Consider the following 18,640-nt stretch of genomic DNA (forward strand, 5'->3'; position numbering starts at 1 on the left):
CATGACAGCCAGCACCAGCGCCGAGCGCTACCCACTCACGCCGCAACTGCACGCCAACCGCCTGATCGGAAGCGCGCAATTGCTTACATGGGTGCTGTGGCGGCCCCCGGCCTGGCGCGGCTACATTTCACGCATCGACCCGGCGCTGCCGCCCGATTGCCGCTTTGGCGACCTGACGCGCGCCCACTGGCGGCACCCGCTGATGCGGCGCATGCTGTGGGGCTATGTGGTATATGTGCCGCTGGTGCTGCTGGCGAGCCTGCTGGCCCTGCTGGCGTTTGAGCGTACTGGCGTGGTGTTCGCGGTTGGTATGATCGCGCCGCTGCTGGTTTCGCTGATTCTGCTGGTGGTGGGCGGGGCGACGCAAAGCATTGCGGTGGGCCTTGCGCTCAGCGTGCCGGGCGGGCTGGTGTTTGCCCTCGGCTATGCCCTGATTGGCGATCTGGGCTACCCTACCCATATTGACCCACGCACCCTGATGCTGTATGCGCTGATGCTTGGGCTGGGTGGCAGCATTGCCGGCAGCGTTGCCGAACAAACGGTTGCAGCCACGTCGTTTCAGGTGCTGTTGCCGCGCCGCCAGTGGAATGCCTGGGTAAGCGCGCTGATTGGCGGGCTGGTTATTGGCGGCGCGGCAGTATATGCCACCTATACCCTGCTGCGCTTCGCAATTGTTGGCCTGGGCGAAAAGCCAATTGGCGTCAGCCCGCAAAGCCTGCCGATGGCAGGTGGAATTGCGCTGCTGCTGGTGGTGCTGCTGCTGGCCTCGGTTGAGTGGCGGCGCGCGCGCAGTGTGCTGGTGGTGACGGGCGCGATGCTTGGGCTGACGGTGCTGGCCTTTGTTGGGCTGCAAAGGCTGGATCTGTTTCAGGTGGCGTGCGTAGCGTTCACCTGCATGTTTCTGGCGCTGATCAGCATCCCCTATGTGATGGTCGAGCAGCTCGTGGGCCCGCGCCTGGCTGTGCTGGTGAGCACGCTGGGCCTGGGCGGCGGCTTTATTGCCTGGATGATTGCTGCGGCAGAGCTGCCCGCGCTGCGAACGCTTGGGCTCACGCTGGCCTGCCTGCTGGGCGGGCTGGGTTTTATGTGGTGGGGCGAGCTGCTGGTGCACCCGCTGGTCGATCTGTGGGATTTGCTGCTGCTGCGCCTCGACGAGCGCGGCTGGTCGGGCCGGCCACAGCTGCGCAGGCACGCTGCCTTCTGGTTCCCACAGCATAGCCTGCCGTTCGCCAAGCTCGAAGAGCATCTGGTGCTGGTGGCCGAGCGCGACCCGGCCGAAGGCAGCGCGGCGATCGAGCGATTGAGCGCCGGGCATCAGCGCTGGGCCGCGCAGTCCGCCCAGATCGAGCTGTGCGCGCGCGCGCTGGAGCGCTGCCAGACGATCGACGACATTGTGGTGGCGCATCAGGCGCTCGGCGGCGGCGAACTCGACAGCCCGGTGAGCCCGCTGCTGCGCAGATTCTACCGGATTGGGCAAAACACCCGCGCGGCAGTGAACAACAACACGGTGTACCACAAGCGCCTGGTCTTTGGCGTTATCGACGAGCAACTATGCACGCTGCTGAACGAAATGGCGATCACCAGTGGCATGTATGCGCCGCGCTTTCAGCCAATTGCGGCGCAATGGCGGCGCATTGTGCAGGCACAGATTGCCGAGCTGGCGGCCGCAATTGAGTACAGCCAGGAAATCGATAATCCGTATATCTTCAGCGTGCCGCTCACCGACCAGCAGGATATGTTTGTTGGGCGGGTCGATATTGCTGCGCGCATCGAGCAGCTGCTGCTCGACCGTCGGCGGCCGCCACTGCTGCTGTATGGGCAGCGGCGCATGGGCAAGACTTCGCTGCTGCGCAACCTGGGCCGCCTGCTGCCCAGCACTGTGGTGCTGCTGTTTGTGGATGGCGAGGGTATTGCTGGCGCGAGCAACTTCGGCGATTTCCTGTTTGGCGTGATGCAGGCGATGGTACGCTCGGCCGAGCACCACCGTGGGCTGCGGCTGCCGCGCGCCAGCGAGGCGATGTGCCAGGCGCGGCCGTTTGGCTACTTCAACGATTGGCTGGACGAGATCGAAGACGCGATGACGGCGCAGGGCTACAGCGCGGCGCTGCTGGCGCTCGATGAGTTCGAGTCGCTCGATACGATCAGCGACCAGGGGCGCTTCGATGCGCGCGATGTTTTGCGAACGCTGCGCCACCTGGTGCAGCACCGCCCGCGCTTCAAGGTGCTGCTGGCTGGCTCGCACACGCTGGAGGATTTCCGCCACTGGGCGACCTACCTGATCAACATGCAGATCATTAAAATCAGCTACCTGCACGCCAGCGATACGATTGCGCTGATCGAGCGCCCGATCGAGGATTTCCCGCTGTGCTACGAGCCCGCCGCCAGCCAGCTCATCGCCGGCCTGACGCGTGGCCACCCGCACCTGGTGCAGCTGCTGTGCTACGAGGTGGTCGAGCTGAAGAATAGCCGCGCCGTCGATCAGCGCCGGCTGGTGACGCCCGCCGATGTGGAAGATGCGGTGGCCCTGGCGCTCCAGACTGGCGATCTCTTTTTCTCCGATCTGGCGAACCAGGTGGGCAACGCGGGCAGCGAGCTGCTGTATTTCCTGGCCAGGCAGCCCGGCGGCGCCGACCGTGCCACGCTGGCGGCCGCACTGAGCGCGCCGCTCGACGCAACCCTCGATCTGCTGCTGCGTCGCGATATCATCGAGCTGGTGGATGGGCAATACCGCTTCCAGGTCGAGCTGATCCGCCGCTGGTTCGCGCAGTTCGACCGGGTGCCGGCGCTGGAAGAGCGCGCGGTGGCGTAGCGGGTGAGTTTGCAGGTTGCAAGTTTTGAATGTTGAATGTTGAGTTTTGAGTTGCTACGAACCTGCACCCTGCAAACCCCCAAACCTCCGCGTCTCTGTGGTGAATTTCAGGGCGTCAGTCGTTGGTGAGAAGCGATGCAAGAAGAAAAACACTTCGACGCAATTGTGATCGGCTCGGGTTTTGGCGGCGCGGTGATGACCTACCGGCTGGCCGAGGCCGGCTTGCACGTGTGCCTGCTGGAGCGCGGCAAAGCCTACGCGCCTGGCGCCTTCCCGCGCAAGCCGAGCGACATGCAGCACAACTTCTGGGACCCCAAGGCCAATCTGTTTGGGCTGTTCAACATCTGGTCGTTTCGCGGACTCGACGCGGTTGTGTCGAGCGGGCTGGGCGGTGGATCGCTGATCTACGCGAACGTGCTGCTGCGCAAGCATCCCGAAACCTTTGTGCGCGGCAACCCGCTCGACCCCGACGCCGAAGACTGGCCGATCGATTATGGCGACCTGGTGCCGCACTACCGCGCCGTCGAGGCCGTGCTGAAGCCGCGCCGCTATCCTTTCGGCAAGGCGCCCTACGATCGCACCGCCCGAACAAAAGCGCTGTACGAAACGCAGCCAGACTACCCGTGGCAAGCCGCGCCGCTGGCTGTTGTCTTTGCTGGCGACAATGGCGTAGAGCTAACATTCAATGAGCCATTGCCGCCCGACCCGCACAACGTTCATGGCGAGAAAACGCAGCGTTTCGCCTGCTCGCTGTGCGGCGAGTGCGACCTGGGCTGCAACCACGGCAGCAAGAATTCGCTCGATCACACCTTTCTTTCCATGGCAAAACGCCACCAGAAAACCACCATCCGCACGCTCTGCGAGGTGCAGGAATTTGCGCCGCACCCGCGCGGCTATCGTGTTACCTATACAGAGCATTCGCCGGGCTGCACCCCCACCACCCACACCATCAGCGCCAAGCAGCTTGTGCTGGCGGCCGGCACGCTTGGCTCGAACTACCTGCTGCTGAAGAACCGCGCCGCCTTCCCCAAATTGAGCCGCCGCGTCGGGCACCGCTTCTCCACCAACGGCGACATGATCATGTTCATGACTATGCCAGATGCTGCGGCGCAATCCGTTTCGGGCATTGAAGCATTTCAGGGGCCAGTGACAACCAGCACCGCGCGCGTTCCGCCCGACCCTGACGGCGGCTGGCAGCATGAAACGCACCTGCAGGATGCTGGCGCGCCAAATTTCGCCTACTGGATGCTGTTTGTGACCGACATGCTTCGCGCAGGGTGGATCGAACGGTGGCAATTCCTGCGGCTGGTGTGGTTGCAAATGCGCGGCCGCCCCGACCACGATCTGGGTGCTGAGATTGCGGCGCTGTTCCGCCACCCGCGCTTTTCCGAAGGCTTGCTGCCGGTGCTGGCGATGGGCCGGGACACGCCTGATGGCCAGGTGCGGCTGGTTGGTCGCCGCCGGCCTAAACTCAATATCGACTGGAGCATCAAACGCTCGTCGGATTTTTTCAGGCATGCCAGCGCGGCCGGGGAAAAGCTGGCTGCTGTCCTCGGCGCGACGTTCCACGGCAGCTGGCACCACCGCATGAATCGCTCGATCACGGTGCACCCGCTTGGCGGCTGCGTCATGGCGCGCTCGCCCGAGCAGGGCGTGGTCGATGCGTGGGGCGAGGTGTTCAACTACCCGGGCTTCTTTATTGCCGACGGCTCGGTGATGCCCGGCCCGGTTGGCCCGAACCCCGCGCTCACCATCGCGGCGCTGGCGCACCGCTTCGCCGACCGGGTGATTGCCAACCATCGCCAGGGCCGCCCGAAGCACCTGGCCGGGCGCAGTGCAAAAGCAGATCGTCCGACGTGGCCGGTGCAGGTTCGCTTTGCCGAGCGCATGGCCGGCTATGTGGCGCGGGGGCGATTGCCCTTCCACGAGGCATACACAACCGGCCGCAAGGAAGGCATCGACATAGAAATGCGGTTAAAGATATTCATTCCGAGTATGGAAGCATTTCTGGCCGACCCGGAGCATAGCGCCGTGGTCAGCGGAAGTGTGGTTTTTCCCGCTCTGACGTCGCTTTTGTATGAAAAGAACCCTGCGCTCGCCGCTGATCAGGAACTCCGCGTGGAGCGTGGCGTGCTGAACTTGTGGGTGGATAGCGGATCGCCAGCGGAAAAGGAAATGCGCTACTGCCTGTTTCTGCGCGACAGCGCGCAGCGGGCGTTTACGCTGTATGGCGTTAAGATGGTGCCGAACGGAATGCCGCTGGGCGACACAACCACGCTGTTCACACAGCTTTGGGCGGGCTACCACGCGCCGCCGGTTGCACCTTCCGAAGTGCTGGCAAGCGGCATCCTGCACATGAGCCCTGGCGCAGTTGTGGGGCTGCTGGCTTCGCTGCGTGCCCAGGGGTCGGGGCGGGCGTGGCGCGGGCTTGCGCAGTTTGCGGGCTTCTACATGCGCAGCTTGTGGCAGGCGTATGCGCATACTCCCGCAGCGCCGGGCCGCCCGGCAGAAACTACGACGCGCAGAAGCGAGAATTGAGAACCATCGAAGGGCGTATTGCTCTACGCACAGACCGAGAACTGGCGTATTGCAATACGCCCAGACGGAGAACCGCAGAACCGCAGGAGGGTTTAGGGTCTGGGGTTTTGGGATTGGGCGACAACCAGCAACCTGCAACAGGCGTATGCGATAGGCCACGGCTGCAACTCGCAACTTTCAAGCCTGCAACAGGCGTATGCGATAGGCCATGGCTGCAACTCGCAACTTTCAAACCTGCAACAGGCGTATGCGATAGGCCGCGGCTGCAACTCGCAACTTTCAAACCTGCAACAGGCGTATGCGATACGCCGCGGCTGCAACTCGCAACTTTCAAACCTGCAACAGGCGTATGCGATACGCCGCGGCTGCAACTCGCAACCTGTCAACTCAACACTCAACATTCAACATTCAAAACTTTCAAACCTGCAACCCAATACCTACCCGAACTCCTTCGCGGCAATGTCGTCGCGGTAGCTGCGCCCCTCGAATTGGATGCGGTCGGCATTGACGAGAGCAAGGCCGCGCGTGCCGGCCAGCGTCGCGCCGCTTGCCACCACGGTGAGCACCAGCCCGCCAGCCGTGCGGATCTGATTGCTGGCCGGCCCAGCGCCAAAAAAGGGCAAGCTCGTGCCGAGCGAGCTGAACATGCCGCTGCGCTGCATCTGCGGGGTGTAGCGCAGGCTGCTGGTGCCTTCGGTGGCGCTGTGAAAGGCGCGCACGCCCTCGTCAAGCAGCTCCAGCCCGCTCACCGGCCCGCCAACCGCGAAGTGATGCGGATAGCCGCGCGCAAACAGTCCCAAGCCTACGGTAACACTGGGCGACCATGTGGGTGCGGGGCGCTCATGCAGCCGCTGGGCGATCATCGCCTGAATCCAGGGCATCAGGTCGTCTTCCAGGCGCGGCAAAACGACTTGCGCCTCGCCCTCGCTCAGGCTGGCGCGCAGTGCCGTGATGCGCGGCCCCTGCTCGGTCACAATGCAATCCACGCCCAGAAAGCCCCAGAACGGCAAATTATCGTGCGCCATACCTGCGACCGCAGGCAGAATAAGCCGCTCGTGCATGAATGCGCCAAGCTTCTGCGCAAAGCTTGAGCTGCCAGTGTGCGCGCCAACACCGCGTGCCATTGCGCCGCCATCGCCCGGCTCGGCGCGGTCGTACAGGCGCGTGGGCAGCATTGGCACGGCGGTGCGCCCATCGGCAAAGGCCGACATGACCACGCGCGGCCCGCTCAGCGCGGCCTCAATCACTACACCGCCGTTTGCGCCTTCGAGCGTGTGCGCGGCAAACAGCTCGCGCAAGCCCTCCAGCGCGGCGTAGCGCTCGTGGTAGATCGCCTCGCCGGCAGCGGGGCGGTCGGCCTTGATCATGACGGGCAGCGGCTGCGTGGCGAGGTATTTTTCGGCAGTGTCGTGGTTGGTGAAGGCGCGGCCCGGCGCGGTGGGCAGGTTGTGGCGCAGCAGGAATTCCTTGGCCTGGCAGCGGCTGTGCTCCAGCCCGGCCGAGCGCTGCGACGGCCCGCACACGCCAATGTGCAGCGACACCACTTCATCGACCAGGCCGGCATGAAGGGGCTGGCTGCCAGCGGGCACAATCACGTCGATGCCTTCGTCGAAGGCCCAGCGCGCCACCGCAGCCGCGTCGGCCAGCTCGAGCTCGGTGGAAGGCACCAGCGCGCCAGTGCCGCCATTGCCGGGCGCGCAGATCAGCTCGCTCACCAGCGGGCTATTGAAGAGTTTCCAGGCCAGCGCGTGTGCCCGACCGTCGCCGCCCAACAGCAGTATTTTCATAGCGTGCGCCCCGTGTGAATGGGCAATAGAGCATGAGTATATCACAGCGACTGGAGCGCGGGAAAGGAACTTGCCGCTTCTGGCGCGTGCGGGGCTGAAGCCACTGCGCTACTGAACGGCGCCCGCTTCAGCGGGCTATTGAGCCCGCGCAGGCGGGCTTCGCCATATATAGCCCGCTGCTTCAGCTGCGGGCAAGCCTGGCGGGCGGGAAAGGAGCTTGCCGCTTCTGGCGCGCTGGCCTATACTGATGCGGCAAACGCCAGATACGCCGTGAGGAGCCTATGAGCGAGCTGTTTTCTTTCATCAAGGAATTGACCGAGCTGAGCGGACCAGTTGGCCAGGAAGCCGCCGTGCTCGACTATATCGAGCCGATCTGGCAGGCGGCTGGCGCGCACACCGAGCGCACCCGCTTGGGCAATGTCGTTGCGCGCGGGGGCGGGAACGGCCCACGGCTGCTGCTGGCTGCGCACGCCGACGAGCTGTGCTATCTCGTGCGCTCGATCGACGCGGGCGGCTTTCTGTGGCTGGCAAACGGCCAGGCCTGGACGCGCACGACCAGCCTGCGCGAGTGGTTTACCGTGGGCCAGCCGGTGCGCGTGCTGGCGCGGGGCGGCCCCATCCCCGGCGTGATCGCCTCGCCCGCGGGCCACGTTGCCCCGCTTACTATGGCCGAACCAACCCAGCTCACCTGGAACGACTTCTGGGTTGATACCGGGCTGACGCGCGAGGAATTGCTGGAGCGCGGCGTTACGCCCGGCACGCGCGTGATCTGGGATGCGCAAACCAGCCAGCGCGGCCCGCATGTGGTTGGCAAGGCGCTCGACGACCGCGTGCCGCTGGCGGTGATCACCGAGGTGCTGCGGCGCGTGCCGCCCGCCGAGCGCGCATTCGACCTGACGCTGGCGTGTACGGTGCAGGAAGAAATTGGCGTGGTGGGCGCGGCGGCGCTGGCTGCGCGCGAGCAGTTCGACGCCGCGATTGTGGTGGAAATTGGCCTGGCCGGCGACATCCCCGGCGTTGGCGAGAACGCCCTGCCGCTGCGCCTGGGCGGCGGCCCCGGCCTGGTGCATAAAGACGCGCTGGTGCACTACGATCACGCGCTCACCAGTGCGCTGGAGCAGGCCGCCACCCGCGCCGGCATCCCGATTCAGCACGCGGTGTTTGGCTCGTTCGGCAGCGATGGCGTTTCGTTCATGCGCGCCGACATCCCTTCTGCAATGGTGGTTTTTCCGGCGCGCTACACGCACACGCCGTTTGAAACCGGCCACCTGGGCGACATTGCCGCGCTGATCGACTGGCTGGCGGCGTTTGTGCGCGGCGGCTGATTCCTGCGCAGGCACGAAAACACTTGGCTGCAAACTCGGAGGTGGCGCGCCGCTCCCGAGTTTTTTCTTGGCCCGCAGTGTGCTTTTATAGCAGATTGCGAATGATTTGGGCCACAGAGCGCACAGAGTACGAGAAAATCTCGGCCTTTTTGGTCCAATTGATTTGAAAACCGCTTCTGGCAGTGGGCAGCAGGCAGAAGCCAGTCGGCAGTGAGCTTTGGCGCCATATGAATGCCGTAGCTCAATCGTTCAGCACCATGTTGTGAGCGGGTTCTCGCGTTGCGCGCGAGAACCCGCTCACAAAAAAATAATAATCATCTTGCTGCCGCAGGCGAAAAATCCCCAAAGAATCCTTCTTGACATCCCGATATTCATCAAGTATCCTAATCATCAGGTTTCCTGATAATCAAGGAACTTGGCAAAAGCGAGAAAAACTCTATGGATCTGGTTCTTGAAACCACGCAAGATCTCCTGTCGGTATTGCCGTTGCTGAACCGCATTGTTGCGGCCGAAGTGCGGCGCGAAGCTGGCGAAGAAACGACCATGCCGCAGTTTCGCGTGCTGGCACACCTGGCCGCCGCCCCGCTCACACTCAGCGCGCTGGCGAAAAAGCGCCGCGTCAGCCTCCAGTCGATGAGCGAGCTGGCGCAGGCCTTGGTGGCACGCGGCTGGGTGCTGCGCGAGCCCGACCCAAACGACCGTCGGCAGTCGATCTTGCAGCTCACCGAAAGCGGGCGGCTGCACTACGAGCGCGCCCAATCGCAATCGTTGCAGCGGCTGGCACCACTGCTGGCCGAGCTAAGTGAGAACGAACTAACGGCAGTGCGTGTGGCGCTGCCGGCGCTGCGCCGCGTGCTGGCGCAGGAGGAACAACATGCGAGCGACGAACGCTCATCCGTCGATGAATCAACCCGCTAATTCTGCCAATGCAGCGCCAGCGCCAGAAGGCCGGCTCGGCGCATTGGGGCGCGGTTTTCGCGCGCTGTCGGTACGCAACTACCGCTTGTACTGGTTTGGCCAGCTAATCTCGCAAACCGGCAGCTGGATGCAGACCACCGCGCAATCGTGGCTGGTGCTGCAGCTCACCCAGTCGCCGTTTGCGCTGGGCGTCGTGACGGCGCTGCAATTCCTGCCGATCATGCTGCTTTCCCTGCTCGGCGGGGCCATTGGCGACCGCTTGCCCAAGCACCGGCTGATTATTTTCACCCAAACAGCGGCGCTGGTTCAGGCCGTGATCTTTGCCGCGCTGGTGGGAACCGGCGCGATCCAGCTCTGGCATGTCTACATCCTGGCGGCGGCGCAGGGCATCATCACCGCAATCGATAACCCCGTGCGGCAGGCGTTCGCGGTCGAGCTGGTCGGGCGCGACCATCTGGTGAACGCGGTGGCGCTCAACTCTATGCTGTTCAATGGTGCGCGCATTATTGGGCCGGCGCTGGCGGGCCTGATCATTGCCGGGGCGGGCAACCTGCTCACCGGCATCGCGCTGGTGCTGTTCATCAATGCGGTGACGTTTGTGGCAGTGCTGTTTAGCCTGTTTATGATGAACCGCGACGAATTTCTGGCCGCGCCACCACGGCGCGGCGGGCGCATGGGCAGCGACCTGCTCGAAGGGCTGGCGTATGTCTGGCGCACGCCGGCGGTGCTGCTGATTATGATTGTCGTGGCGGCGATTGGCACCTTTGGCTATAACTTCAGCGTGGTGCTGCCGCTGCTTTCGGGCTTTGTGCTGCACACCGATGCGGCCGGCTTTGGCGGGCTTTCGGCCTTTCTGGGCGCGGGCTCGCTGGTGGGCGCGCTGGTGACGGCCTATGCCGGCAAGGTCACGATGCGCCGGCTGATCGTTGGCTCGGCCTGCTTTGGCCTGCTGCTCGGCGCGGTCGCGATCTCCACGAGCTACGCGCTTTCGGGCGCGCTGCTCATCGCCCTGGGCTTCGCGGGCATTCTGTTTTCCACCAGCGCAAACACGCTCTTGCAGCTCACCACGCCCGACGCGCTGCGCGGCCGGGTGATGGGCCTGTATATGCTGCTGTTCGCGGGCAGCACGCCGATCGGCGGTTTGCTGATTGGCACGCTCTCGAACATCATTGGCGTCTCGGAAACGCTGCTGGTGTGCGCGGCGCTGTGTCTGCTGGGCGTGGGCGGCGCGCTGGTGTATCGGCGGCGCACGGCGTAGGGCAAGCAGCAGTTGGCAGGCGGCAGCTCGCAGTACCCTGCCACGTCCCAACATTCAACCTGCAACCTTCAAACCTGTAAACCAAAACCTCCGTGCCTCAGTGGTGAATATTTTGGCCGTTGGTTGTTGGTTGCGGGTTGAATAAAGAGAGCTCGCTGCTTTTGAACTGGAACAGGGGCCTATGGCAACGCTGAGCATCCCCGCGCCACGCGAGCGCGGCATTTTTACCCGATTGTACAGCCTGATTTTGCCCTACCGGCGCACCGTGGGCGCGGGCATGGCCTGCCTGATCCTCTCGGTTGCGGCCGAGCTGTACCCGCCGCTGGTGTGGCAGCAGGTGGTCGATGTGGGCCTGGCGAACCGCGACTGGTGGTACATTGGCGAGAAGCTGGTGCTGCTGGTGGCGGTGTTTGGCGTCGGCCAGATCTGCTCGGCCGTGCGCGGCGTGCTGCTTGAGCGCGCCGGCCAGCGCCTGACGCTCGACCTGCGCTTGCGCCTGTACGCCAAACTCCAATCGCAGTCGGCGGCCTACTTCGCGCAGCGCCGCACCGGCGACCTGCTTTCGCGCATTACGTCCGACGTGGACAGCATTCAGGATGTGATGATTCGCGGCACCGACTCGGTGGTGGCGAACGCGCTGCGCGTGGCAGGCGTGGCGGGCATTTTCATTGCGCTGCAGCCTGCGCTCGGCCTGATTGTGCTCATCCCAATGCTGCTGGTGGGTCTGCTGCTGCGGCGCTACAATCGTCGCGTGCGCCCGATCTACCGCGCCGCCCGTCAGCGCCTGGGCGACCTGACCGCGCGCCTGGCGGATAACCTCAACGGCATTCGCGTCATCCAGTCGTTTGCGCAGGAACGGCGCGAGTCGATCAGCCTGGAAGCAACCGGCCGCGAGCTGTACGATCAGCAGGTGCAGGCCGTCACATTGCGCAATCGCGTGTTTCCGCTGGTGCGCTGGGTGGCGAACTTCGGCAATGTGCTGATGCTCGGCGGCGGCGTGCTGTTTATTATGCGCGGGCAGTTCACGCTGGGCGGCCTGCTGGCCTATCGCGGCTACGGGCGCTATTTCTACGGCCCGATCGACGACCTTGTGAACATCAACGACCTGCTGCAGCAGGCCGCCGCCGCTGGCCGGCGCATCTTCGAGGTGCTGGATGCCGACGTGACGGTGGCCGACCTGCCCGATGCGCAGCCGCTGCCCGCGCCTCTGCGCGGCGACATTCGCTTCGAAAATGTGCGCTTTGGCTACGACCCGGCGCGGCCCGTGCTGCAGGGCGTGAATCTGCACATCCAGCCGGGCGAGCGCGTGGCGCTATTGGGGCCGTCGGGTGTGGGAAAATCGACGCTGCTGGCACTTGTGGCGCGGCTCTACGACCCCGACGCCGGGCGCGTGCTGATCGACGGGTGCGATCTGCGCGGGGCGACGCTTCAGTCGCTGCGCAGCCAGATGGCGCAGGTGCAGCAGGAAACCTTTCTGTTCAACACCAGCGCGCTGGAGAATTTGCGCTATGGCCGCGCCGACGCCACCCGCGAAGAAGTTGAGCTTGCCGCCCGCGCCGCCAACGCGCACGGCTTCCTGAGCGCGCTGCCGCAGGGCTACGACACCCAGCTTGGCGAGCGCGGCATTCGGCTTTCGGGTGGGCAGAAACAGCGCCTGGCGGTGGCGCGCGCGCTGCTGGCCAACACGCCGCTGCTGCTGCTCGACGAGCCAACCAGCGCGGTTGAGCCCGAATCCGAGGCGTCGATCATCGAGGCGCTGGAGCGGCTGATGCACGGGCGCACGACCTTGATTGTGTCGCACCGCCTGTCGCTGGCGCAATCGGCCGACCGCGTGATCGTGGTTGCCGACGGCCAGATTGTCGAAGATGGTGCGCCGGGCGAGCTACTGACGCGGCCGGGCGGGCATTTCGCCGCCATGGTGCGCGCCGACTCGGCCTTTGCGCTGGCGGGGGAACGTGATGTTGAGGTTGTGGCAAGGTAAGGCAATTTCGCGAGCAACAAGAAGAGGAAGGCGCTATGCGCCTTCCTCTTCTTGTTGCTCGCGAAAAGAGTCTTACTTCATTTTCTCGCCGGTGTAGGGGTCGTACTTCCACTGCTCGACCGGGCGCGGGTGGTCGGGCAGGGCGACGGGCGTGCTGGCCGAATTGGTCAGCGCCTGCTCTTCGGGCATCACAATCCACAGCACGACATAAATCAGCGGGCTGGCGCCGCCGAGCACCACGGCCAGCACAAACAGCAGCCGCACAATCGCCGGGTCGATATTGAAGTAGCGTGCCAGGCCGCCACACACGCCGGCAATCATCTTGTCGTTTTTGCTGCGCACAAACTGCGAGTTCATTCTTACTTCCTCCACTATATTGTCGAACGCCGCACAGTTGCGGGTGTTCTGTTCTGCCCAATACGACGTTCAGCCCGCCAAAAGGTTGCGCCCCGCGCCCCGATTGTTCGCCCCGATTGGCGCGCTTTGTCTCTCGACAATTCGCCCGCCAGCATGGATACTTGCAGGCATCAGATGATCTGATCTGCTTCATATTACTAATCGGCTGGCATCATAGTGCGTCATGCGTAGTGCGTAAATGCTCATTACCTGTGGTCTATAATCGGCGAAATCTGCGTAATCTGTGGATGACTTTTTGGACTCTGACCCCTGACTCCTGCTAAAAGAAAGAACAGCCCAATGGAACAATCGGTTGCGCGCGAGCGCATGCCCGCCGAGACTGCGGGGCTCTGGTTTGGCCTGCTGGGGGTGCTGAGCTTCAGCCTGACGCTGCCTGCCACGCGCGTGGCGGTGGCGGTGCTCGACCCGACGGTGGTGGGGCTGGGGCGCGCGCTGCTGGCGGCCGCCGTCGGCGGGGCGCTGCTGCTCCTGACGCGGCAGCGCCGGCCCACGCGTGCCGAAGTGCGCAGCCTGGCAATCGTCGCGGCGGGCGTGATCTTTGGCTTCCCGCTGCTTTCGGCCTGGGCGCTGCGGCAGGTGCCCGCCTCGCACGGCGCAATTGTGATCGGCTTGCTGCCGCTGGCCACGGCGCTGGTTGCTACCCTGCGCGGCGGCGAGCGCCCATCGCGCCTGTTCTGGATTGCGGGCGTGGCCGGTAGCCTTGCGGTGGTGGGCTTTGCGGCCAGCGGCAGCGCGGGCGGCTTCGAGGGGGCCGACCTGGCGCTGCTGGGGGCGGTGGCGGCCGGCGCGGTGGGCTATGCCGAGGGTGGGCGGCTGGCGCGAACGCTTGGTGGCTGGCAGGTGATCTGCTGGGCGCTGGTGCTGGCCGCGCCGCTGGTCTGCCTGCCGGTCGGGCTGGCGCTGTGGCAGCACGGCGCGTCCGCCCCGCCGATGGTGTGGCTGTGCTTTCTGTATGTCGCGCTGGTAAGCCAGCTGCTGGGCTTTTTCGCGTGGTACCACGGGCTGGCGCTGGGCGGCGTGGCGCGTGTCAGCCAATTGCAGCTGCTGCAACCCTTTTTCACGCTGGTGGTCTCCGCGCTGCTGCTGCACGAGCAGATCACGCCCGCGACGATCCTTGTGGCGCTGGTGGTAATGGCGGCGGTGGCGGTGGGTCGGCGCGCGCCGGTGCGGCGGGTGCAGGGTTGAAGGTTTGCAGGTTGCAGGTTGCAGCCGCGGCGTATGGCATACGCATGTTTCAGGTTTGAAGGTTGCAGGTTACAGCCGCGGCGTATGGCATACGCATGTTTCAGGTTTGAAGGTTACTGCCGACTGCCGACTGCCGACTGCCGACTGCCGACTGCCGACTGCCGACTGCCGACTGCCAACTGCCGACTGCCAACTGCCGACTGCCTGGTTCTCGGTTAAACTGGTAGTACAATAGCTGCCCTGAACGCTGCCTGATGGAGGAACTATGACACCGCTTACGCTTCCGCGCTACGCCGACGAATTCCTGCTCCGCCCTGACATGGCCTTCCTGAACCACGGCAGCTTTGGCGCTTGCCCACGCCCGGTGTTCGAAACCTACCAGAACTGGCAGCGCCAGCTTGAAATGCAGCCGGTCGAATTTCTGGGCCGCCGCATCAACGAGCTGCTGGCCGATGCGCGCGCCGCGCTGGCACACTACCTGGGCACCGAGGCCAACAACCTTGTGTATGTGCCGAACGCGACCTATGGCGTGAATATCGTGGCGCGCTCGCTCGATTTGCAGCCCGGCGACGAGGTGCTGGCCAGCGACCACGAGTATGGCGCGTGCGACCGCGCCTGGCGTTTTGTGTGCAACAAGCGCGGCGCGCGCTACATCAACCAGCCAATCGACCTGCCATTGGAAAGCGCCGAGCAGTTTATCGAGCAGCTGTGGGCGGGCGTGACGCCGCGCACCAAAGTCATTTTCCTGAGCCACATCACTTCGCCCACCGCGCTGATCTTCCCGCTGGAAGAGGTGTGCCGTCGTGCGCGCGCCGAGGGCATTATGACGGTGATCGACGGGGCGCACGCGCCCGGCCAGATCGATCTTGCGCTCGACGATCTGGGCGCGGATTTCTATACCGGCAACTGCCACAAGTGGATGTGCGCGCCCAAGAGCGCGGGCTTTCTGTATGCGCGCCCCGAGCAGCAGGCGCTGCTGGAGCCGCTGATCATAAGCTGGGGCTGGGAAAGCAACAACCCGGGAACGTCGCCCTTTATCGATTACTTCGAGTGGCGCGGCACGCACGACCCGGCCGCCTACCTGAGCGTGCCCGCCGCAATAGATTTTATGACCGAGCGCAACTGGCCGGCGGTGCGCGCGGCCTGCCACGCCCTGGCGCTCGACGCCCGCGACCGCGTGGTGGCGCGCTACGGTCAGTCGCTGCCCGCCAGCGACGCATGGTGGAGCCAGATGACGCTGCTGCCACTGCCGCCCTGCGATGTGACCGCGCTCAAGCGCCAGCTCTGGGATGAGTTTGCGGTGGAAATCCCGAACATCGAGTGGAAGGGCCGCCAGTACCTGCGCATCTCGGTGCAGTGCTACACCGGCCCGCGCGACATCGACCGCCTGCTCGGCGCGATTGGCGAGCTGCTGCCCGAGTAGCGGTAACTGCCAATACGGGCGTATTGCAATACGCCCCGATACATTCGGCCGGCGACCGAAAAATTACCACGGAGGCACAGAGGCACGGAGGCTTCAAGATGCGGATTCTAGCACCTGCCGAGTGACGGAACATACCCCTCTCACATCCTGAGTAGGCCGAAGGCCGTATCGAAGGGTGCGAGAGGGGTATGTCATCAAACGTGCAACCTGCAAACGTGCAACCTGCCAACTTGCTAACTCACCCCACGCGCGCATTCAGCCATGCAATGATCTCGGCCAATACTTCGTTCTGCTCGGGCTCGTTATGGATCTCGTGGCGCAGGCCCGGCCATTCTTTGAAGGTGCAATCGGGCGCGCGCGCGGCGAACTCGCGGCTGGCCGCCGCCGAGGTGATTGGGTCGTTGGCGCCGTGCAGCAGCAGCAGGGGCAGCGGAAACTCGGCGGCATGTTCGAGTGCCCACAGCCCGGCAGTATATACGCCCATGTACAGACGCGCCGACATCTTGCTGTGCACCAGCGGGTCGGCGCGGTAGGCCGTGCCCACGGCCGGGTCGCGCGAAAGGCCCTCGGTGTTCAGGCCAGTATCCTGAATCAGCGCGGGGTAGACGCGATCCATCACGCGTGCCAGCGTCACCTGCCAGCGCGGCGGGTCGGTCACCAAGCGCAGCCACGGCCCGGTCGCCACCACACCGGCGAGCTGTGGGCGGCGGCGCAGCACATAGTTCAGCGTGAAATTGCCGCCCATGCTATGCCCGTAGATGAACTGCGGCACACCCGGAAAGCGCGTTCGGGCCGCTTCCAGCATTGCGCCAATATCGTCGAGAATATGCTCGTAGCTGGGCGTGTGGCCGCGCGCGCCGCCCGACTTGCCGTGCCCGCGGTGGTCGCCCGTCACCAGTGCGAAACCAGCATCGGCCAGCGCCGCCGCCACATGCTGGTAGCGCCCGGAATGTTCGCCATAGCCATGCACCAGCGTCACGGCGGCGCGCGGTGGCGCGTCTGGTTCGCAGCTCTGCAAATGCAGGCGAATGCCGTCGGCGCTGGTGCGCGCCCACTCAAATTGCTTCATGGTTCTGCCCTTTTCGTCGTGCGGTCGCACAATATCTTTGAGATGCTACGCAGTTGCGTATTTCTGGATCTCGACGCAGTGCATTTTGCCTGCGGCAGCAAGGAATTGCCAATATATTCTTGATGATTTTTGCGCATAGACATGGTTTCAGGCAGACCAAGCCAGCTTTACAGTCTTTCCCTGCCTGCTGACAGACAAACTCCCTAGTGGTATGGTTGAAGGGCCAACCACAACCAATCACTAGGGAGAACCCAATGGGTCGCACACATCCTAGCACGCCCGAGATGCGTGCACAATCCGCAGCGCTGCTGCTGGCACATCAAGGCGAGTATGGTATCGTGACACGCCTCAGCCGCATACATCACGTCTCGCGCCCGACCTTGTATGCTTGGCGCGAGCACGCCCGACGCGCCATCACGGCTGCCTTTTCGCCGCCGTCTGCTCACGCGCCTGCCCGCTCCAGCGCTCGCCACATTCTGACGCTGTGGATCGCGCATGCCTCTCAGCGTGGCATTCAAGCCGCGACCCAGGAATTGCTCGGACAGGGCCTCAGTTTGCCCACCATCGTCGCAGTCCTGCACCAGGCTCAGCAGCGCGCTCTGACCTGGATGCACACGCACCTTCCTTCTTCCACTCGCGCCTTGGCGCTCGACGAAATCTTTCCCGCTCACGGTCGAGCCGCCTATCTGAACGTGGTCGATGTGCACAGCGGCGCAGTTTGGGCCTCTGAAGGACCGCTGGCGGTCGATACCGAGAGTTGGACCTTGCTGTTGTGGAGCTTGCAGGAGCGTGGCCTGCGATGGGAGCGGGTTGTGATGGACGATGGCGCACCCATGCACAGTGCCTGCCAGCACGTCACGCCCGATGTGCTGGTGCAACTCGACCACTGGCATCTGTTCCAAGCCTGCTCGCTGGTGCAGGCTCGCCTGCAGCGCCGCCTGAGCCAGATGCACGCGCGTACAGCGGCAGTTGAGCGCCAAGCTGCCTGCCTCGAGCTTGGGACACGTCAGCGCGGTCGGCCGACCAAGCGCACGCTTGAGAGCCACAGCCAGGAATTGGCGGCAGCGACCGATGGTGTCGCTGCGCTGGCCTATTTGACCGACGAGTTGCATCGATTGCTGGCGGTGGTGGTGGTCGGGCGCAAGCGGTTGCTGAGCTTGGCCGAGCGGCAAGACGAACTGGACGCGCTGCTGAGCTTGTTGGACGAATTGGCAGAAAGCAGCGCGGGAGAGCAGCAGGCCGAACTGGGGCGCCTGGCGCGCCGCATTCGGAGGCAAATGCCAAAGCTGCTGAGTTTTGGTGCCCAGGTGCAGCAGGTGCAGCAGGAGCTGAGTGGAGTGCTGGCAGCCGAGCGGCAAGCGCTGCTGGGATGGGCTTGGCTGAGGCGGAAGGAATTGGCGTGGACCGATGCGGAGGTGATAGCGGCGGTGCCAGTGGACTGGCGTGCGGCGGCGCGAGTGCTGCTGACAGCCTGGCAGGAGGCGGTGCAGGTTTCGAGCGCGGTGGAGCGGTGGCATAGCATCCTGCGCCCACATCTGGCGGTGCGGCGAAGGCTGACAAACGGTATGCTGGCGTTGCTGGCAGTTTGGCACAACCATCGTGTGTTTACTCGTGGGAAGCATAAAGGTCAGAGCCCGCTGCATCTGAGCGGGATGCGCGATGCGCCGACTGACTGGCTGGTGGCATTAGGCTATCCACCAGCCAGCACGGAGCATTCACCAGCGCATCTGATGCCTGAGTGGACGCTGGCCGCCTAATCACAAACTGTAAAGTACCTACAAACCATGTCATAGCGCAAAAATCATCAAGGAAATGTATGGTATGCGACATAGCAATTACAGTACGGTGTTCGATTTTTCGTAGGGCGCGCAGAAAACCTGAATACAAAGCGAAAAAGCATTATTAGAGAGAATGCAATTTTTCAGAAAAT

At 64.1% G+C, this 18,640-nt stretch carries 13 protein-coding genes; 9 read left to right on the forward strand and 4 right to left on the reverse strand.

Annotation, left to right across the window (positions count from 1 at the left end; translation table 11 throughout):
- Position 1: 1 nt before the first annotated feature.
- A complete protein-coding gene (locus tag M1P90_RS27740) occupies positions 2-2,809 on the forward strand; it encodes an AAA family ATPase (protein WP_483698911.1) in 2,808 nt (935 codons plus the stop codon).
- 135 nt (positions 2,810-2,944) lie between these two features.
- On the forward strand, positions 2,945-5,347 hold the full coding sequence (locus tag M1P90_RS27745) for a GMC oxidoreductase (RefSeq protein ID WP_483698912.1): 2,403 nt from the start codon (positions 2,945-2,947) through the stop codon (positions 5,345-5,347).
- Between the two features lie 437 nt (positions 5,348-5,784).
- On the opposite strand, the gene M1P90_RS27750 is transcribed toward M1P90_RS27745, so the two are convergent.
- A complete protein-coding gene (locus tag M1P90_RS27750) occupies positions 5,785-7,134 on the reverse strand; it encodes a phosphoribosylamine--glycine ligase (RefSeq protein ID WP_483698913.1) in 1,350 nt (449 codons plus the stop codon).
- Positions 7,135-7,415: 281 nt separating this feature from the next.
- On the opposite strand from M1P90_RS27750, the gene M1P90_RS27755 reads away from it, so the two are divergent.
- A complete protein-coding gene (locus tag M1P90_RS27755; RefSeq protein ID WP_483698914.1) occupies positions 7,416-8,459 on the forward strand; it encodes a M42 family metallopeptidase in 1,044 nt (347 codons plus the stop codon).
- Between the two features lie 241 nt (positions 8,460-8,700).
- Here M1P90_RS27755 and M1P90_RS27760 read toward each other — a convergent pair whose 3' ends face one another.
- The gene (locus M1P90_RS27760) at positions 8,701-8,850 is read right to left on the reverse strand and encodes a hypothetical protein (RefSeq protein ID WP_483698915.1); all 150 of its coding nucleotides are present in this window, start codon (positions 8,848-8,850) and stop codon (positions 8,701-8,703) included.
- Between the two features lie 47 nt (positions 8,851-8,897).
- On the opposite strand from M1P90_RS27760, the gene M1P90_RS27765 reads away from it, so the two are divergent.
- The 3 genes from M1P90_RS27765 (at position 8,898) to M1P90_RS27775 (ending at position 12,616) form a co-directional block, all read left to right on the forward strand.
- On the forward strand, positions 8,898-9,377 hold the full coding sequence (locus M1P90_RS27765; protein ID WP_483698916.1) for a MarR family winged helix-turn-helix transcriptional regulator: 480 nt from the start codon (positions 8,898-8,900) through the stop codon (positions 9,375-9,377).
- The gene (locus tag M1P90_RS27770) at positions 9,334-10,635 is read left to right on the forward strand and encodes an MFS transporter (RefSeq protein WP_483698918.1); all 1,302 of its coding nucleotides are present in this window, start codon (positions 9,334-9,336) and stop codon (positions 10,633-10,635) included. Before M1P90_RS27765 ends, M1P90_RS27770 begins: the two co-directional genes overlap by 44 nt.
- Before the next feature lie 181 nt (positions 10,636-10,816).
- On the forward strand, positions 10,817-12,616 hold the full coding sequence (locus M1P90_RS27775) for an ABC transporter ATP-binding protein (protein ID WP_483698919.1): 1,800 nt from the start codon (positions 10,817-10,819) through the stop codon (positions 12,614-12,616).
- Positions 12,617-12,688: 72 nt separating this feature from the next.
- On the opposite strand, the gene M1P90_RS27780 is transcribed toward M1P90_RS27775, so the two are convergent.
- Complete coding sequence (locus tag M1P90_RS27780) at positions 12,689-12,973, reverse strand: PspC domain-containing protein (protein WP_483698920.1); 285 nt, start codon at positions 12,971-12,973, stop codon at positions 12,689-12,691.
- A 339-nt stretch (positions 12,974-13,312) separates the two neighbouring features.
- On the opposite strand from M1P90_RS27780, the gene M1P90_RS27785 reads away from it, so the two are divergent.
- On the forward strand, positions 13,313-14,218 hold the full coding sequence (locus M1P90_RS27785; RefSeq protein ID WP_483698921.1) for a DMT family transporter: 906 nt from the start codon (positions 13,313-13,315) through the stop codon (positions 14,216-14,218).
- 265 nt (positions 14,219-14,483) lie between these two features.
- Positions 14,484-15,641: an aminotransferase class V-fold PLP-dependent enzyme gene (locus M1P90_RS27790; RefSeq protein ID WP_483698922.1), complete on the forward strand. Its 1,158-nt coding sequence runs from the start codon at positions 14,484-14,486 to the stop codon at positions 15,639-15,641.
- Between the two features lie 238 nt (positions 15,642-15,879).
- Here the strand turns inward: M1P90_RS27790 and M1P90_RS27795 are convergent, their stop codons facing one another.
- On the reverse strand, positions 15,880-16,710 hold the full coding sequence (locus tag M1P90_RS27795) for a lysophospholipase (protein WP_483698923.1): 831 nt from the start codon (positions 16,708-16,710) through the stop codon (positions 15,880-15,882).
- 254 nt (positions 16,711-16,964) lie between these two features.
- On the opposite strand from M1P90_RS27795, the gene M1P90_RS27800 reads away from it, so the two are divergent.
- Positions 16,965-18,467, forward strand: coding sequence for a hypothetical protein (locus tag M1P90_RS27800; protein WP_483698632.1), 1,503 nt, complete (start codon positions 16,965-16,967; stop codon positions 18,465-18,467).
- Positions 18,468-18,640: the final 173 nt, after the last annotated feature.

Source organism: Kouleothrix sp. 19917, assembly GCF_057073505.1.

What these genes read in the sequence shown, in the direction of transcription:
- M1P90_RS27740 (WP_483698911.1), top strand. Translation starts at nt 2, where the DNA reads ATGACAGCCAGCACCAGCGCCGAGCGCTACCCACTCACGCCGCAACTG.
- M1P90_RS27745 (WP_483698912.1), top strand. Translation starts at nt 2,945, where the DNA reads ATGCAAGAAGAAAAACACTTCGACGCAATTGTGATCGGCTCGGGTTTT.
- M1P90_RS27750 (WP_483698913.1), bottom strand. Translation starts at nt 7,134, where the DNA reads ATGAAAATACTGCTGTTGGGCGGCGACGGTCGGGCACACGCGCTGGCC.
- M1P90_RS27755 (WP_483698914.1), top strand. Translation starts at nt 7,416, where the DNA reads ATGAGCGAGCTGTTTTCTTTCATCAAGGAATTGACCGAGCTGAGCGGA.
- M1P90_RS27760 (WP_483698915.1), bottom strand. Translation starts at nt 8,850, where the DNA reads ATGATTAGGATACTTGATGAATATCGGGATGTCAAGAAGGATTCTTTG.
- M1P90_RS27765 (WP_483698916.1), top strand. Translation starts at nt 8,898, where the DNA reads ATGGATCTGGTTCTTGAAACCACGCAAGATCTCCTGTCGGTATTGCCG.
- M1P90_RS27770 (WP_483698918.1), top strand. Translation starts at nt 9,334, where the DNA reads ATGCGAGCGACGAACGCTCATCCGTCGATGAATCAACCCGCTAATTCT.
- M1P90_RS27775 (WP_483698919.1), top strand. Translation starts at nt 10,817, where the DNA reads ATGGCAACGCTGAGCATCCCCGCGCCACGCGAGCGCGGCATTTTTACC.
- M1P90_RS27780 (WP_483698920.1), bottom strand. Translation starts at nt 12,973, where the DNA reads ATGAACTCGCAGTTTGTGCGCAGCAAAAACGACAAGATGATTGCCGGC.
- M1P90_RS27785 (WP_483698921.1), top strand. Translation starts at nt 13,313, where the DNA reads ATGGAACAATCGGTTGCGCGCGAGCGCATGCCCGCCGAGACTGCGGGG.
- M1P90_RS27790 (WP_483698922.1), top strand. Translation starts at nt 14,484, where the DNA reads ATGACACCGCTTACGCTTCCGCGCTACGCCGACGAATTCCTGCTCCGC.
- M1P90_RS27795 (WP_483698923.1), bottom strand. Translation starts at nt 16,710, where the DNA reads ATGAAGCAATTTGAGTGGGCGCGCACCAGCGCCGACGGCATTCGCCTG.
- M1P90_RS27800 (WP_483698632.1), top strand. Translation starts at nt 16,965, where the DNA reads ATGGGTCGCACACATCCTAGCACGCCCGAGATGCGTGCACAATCCGCA.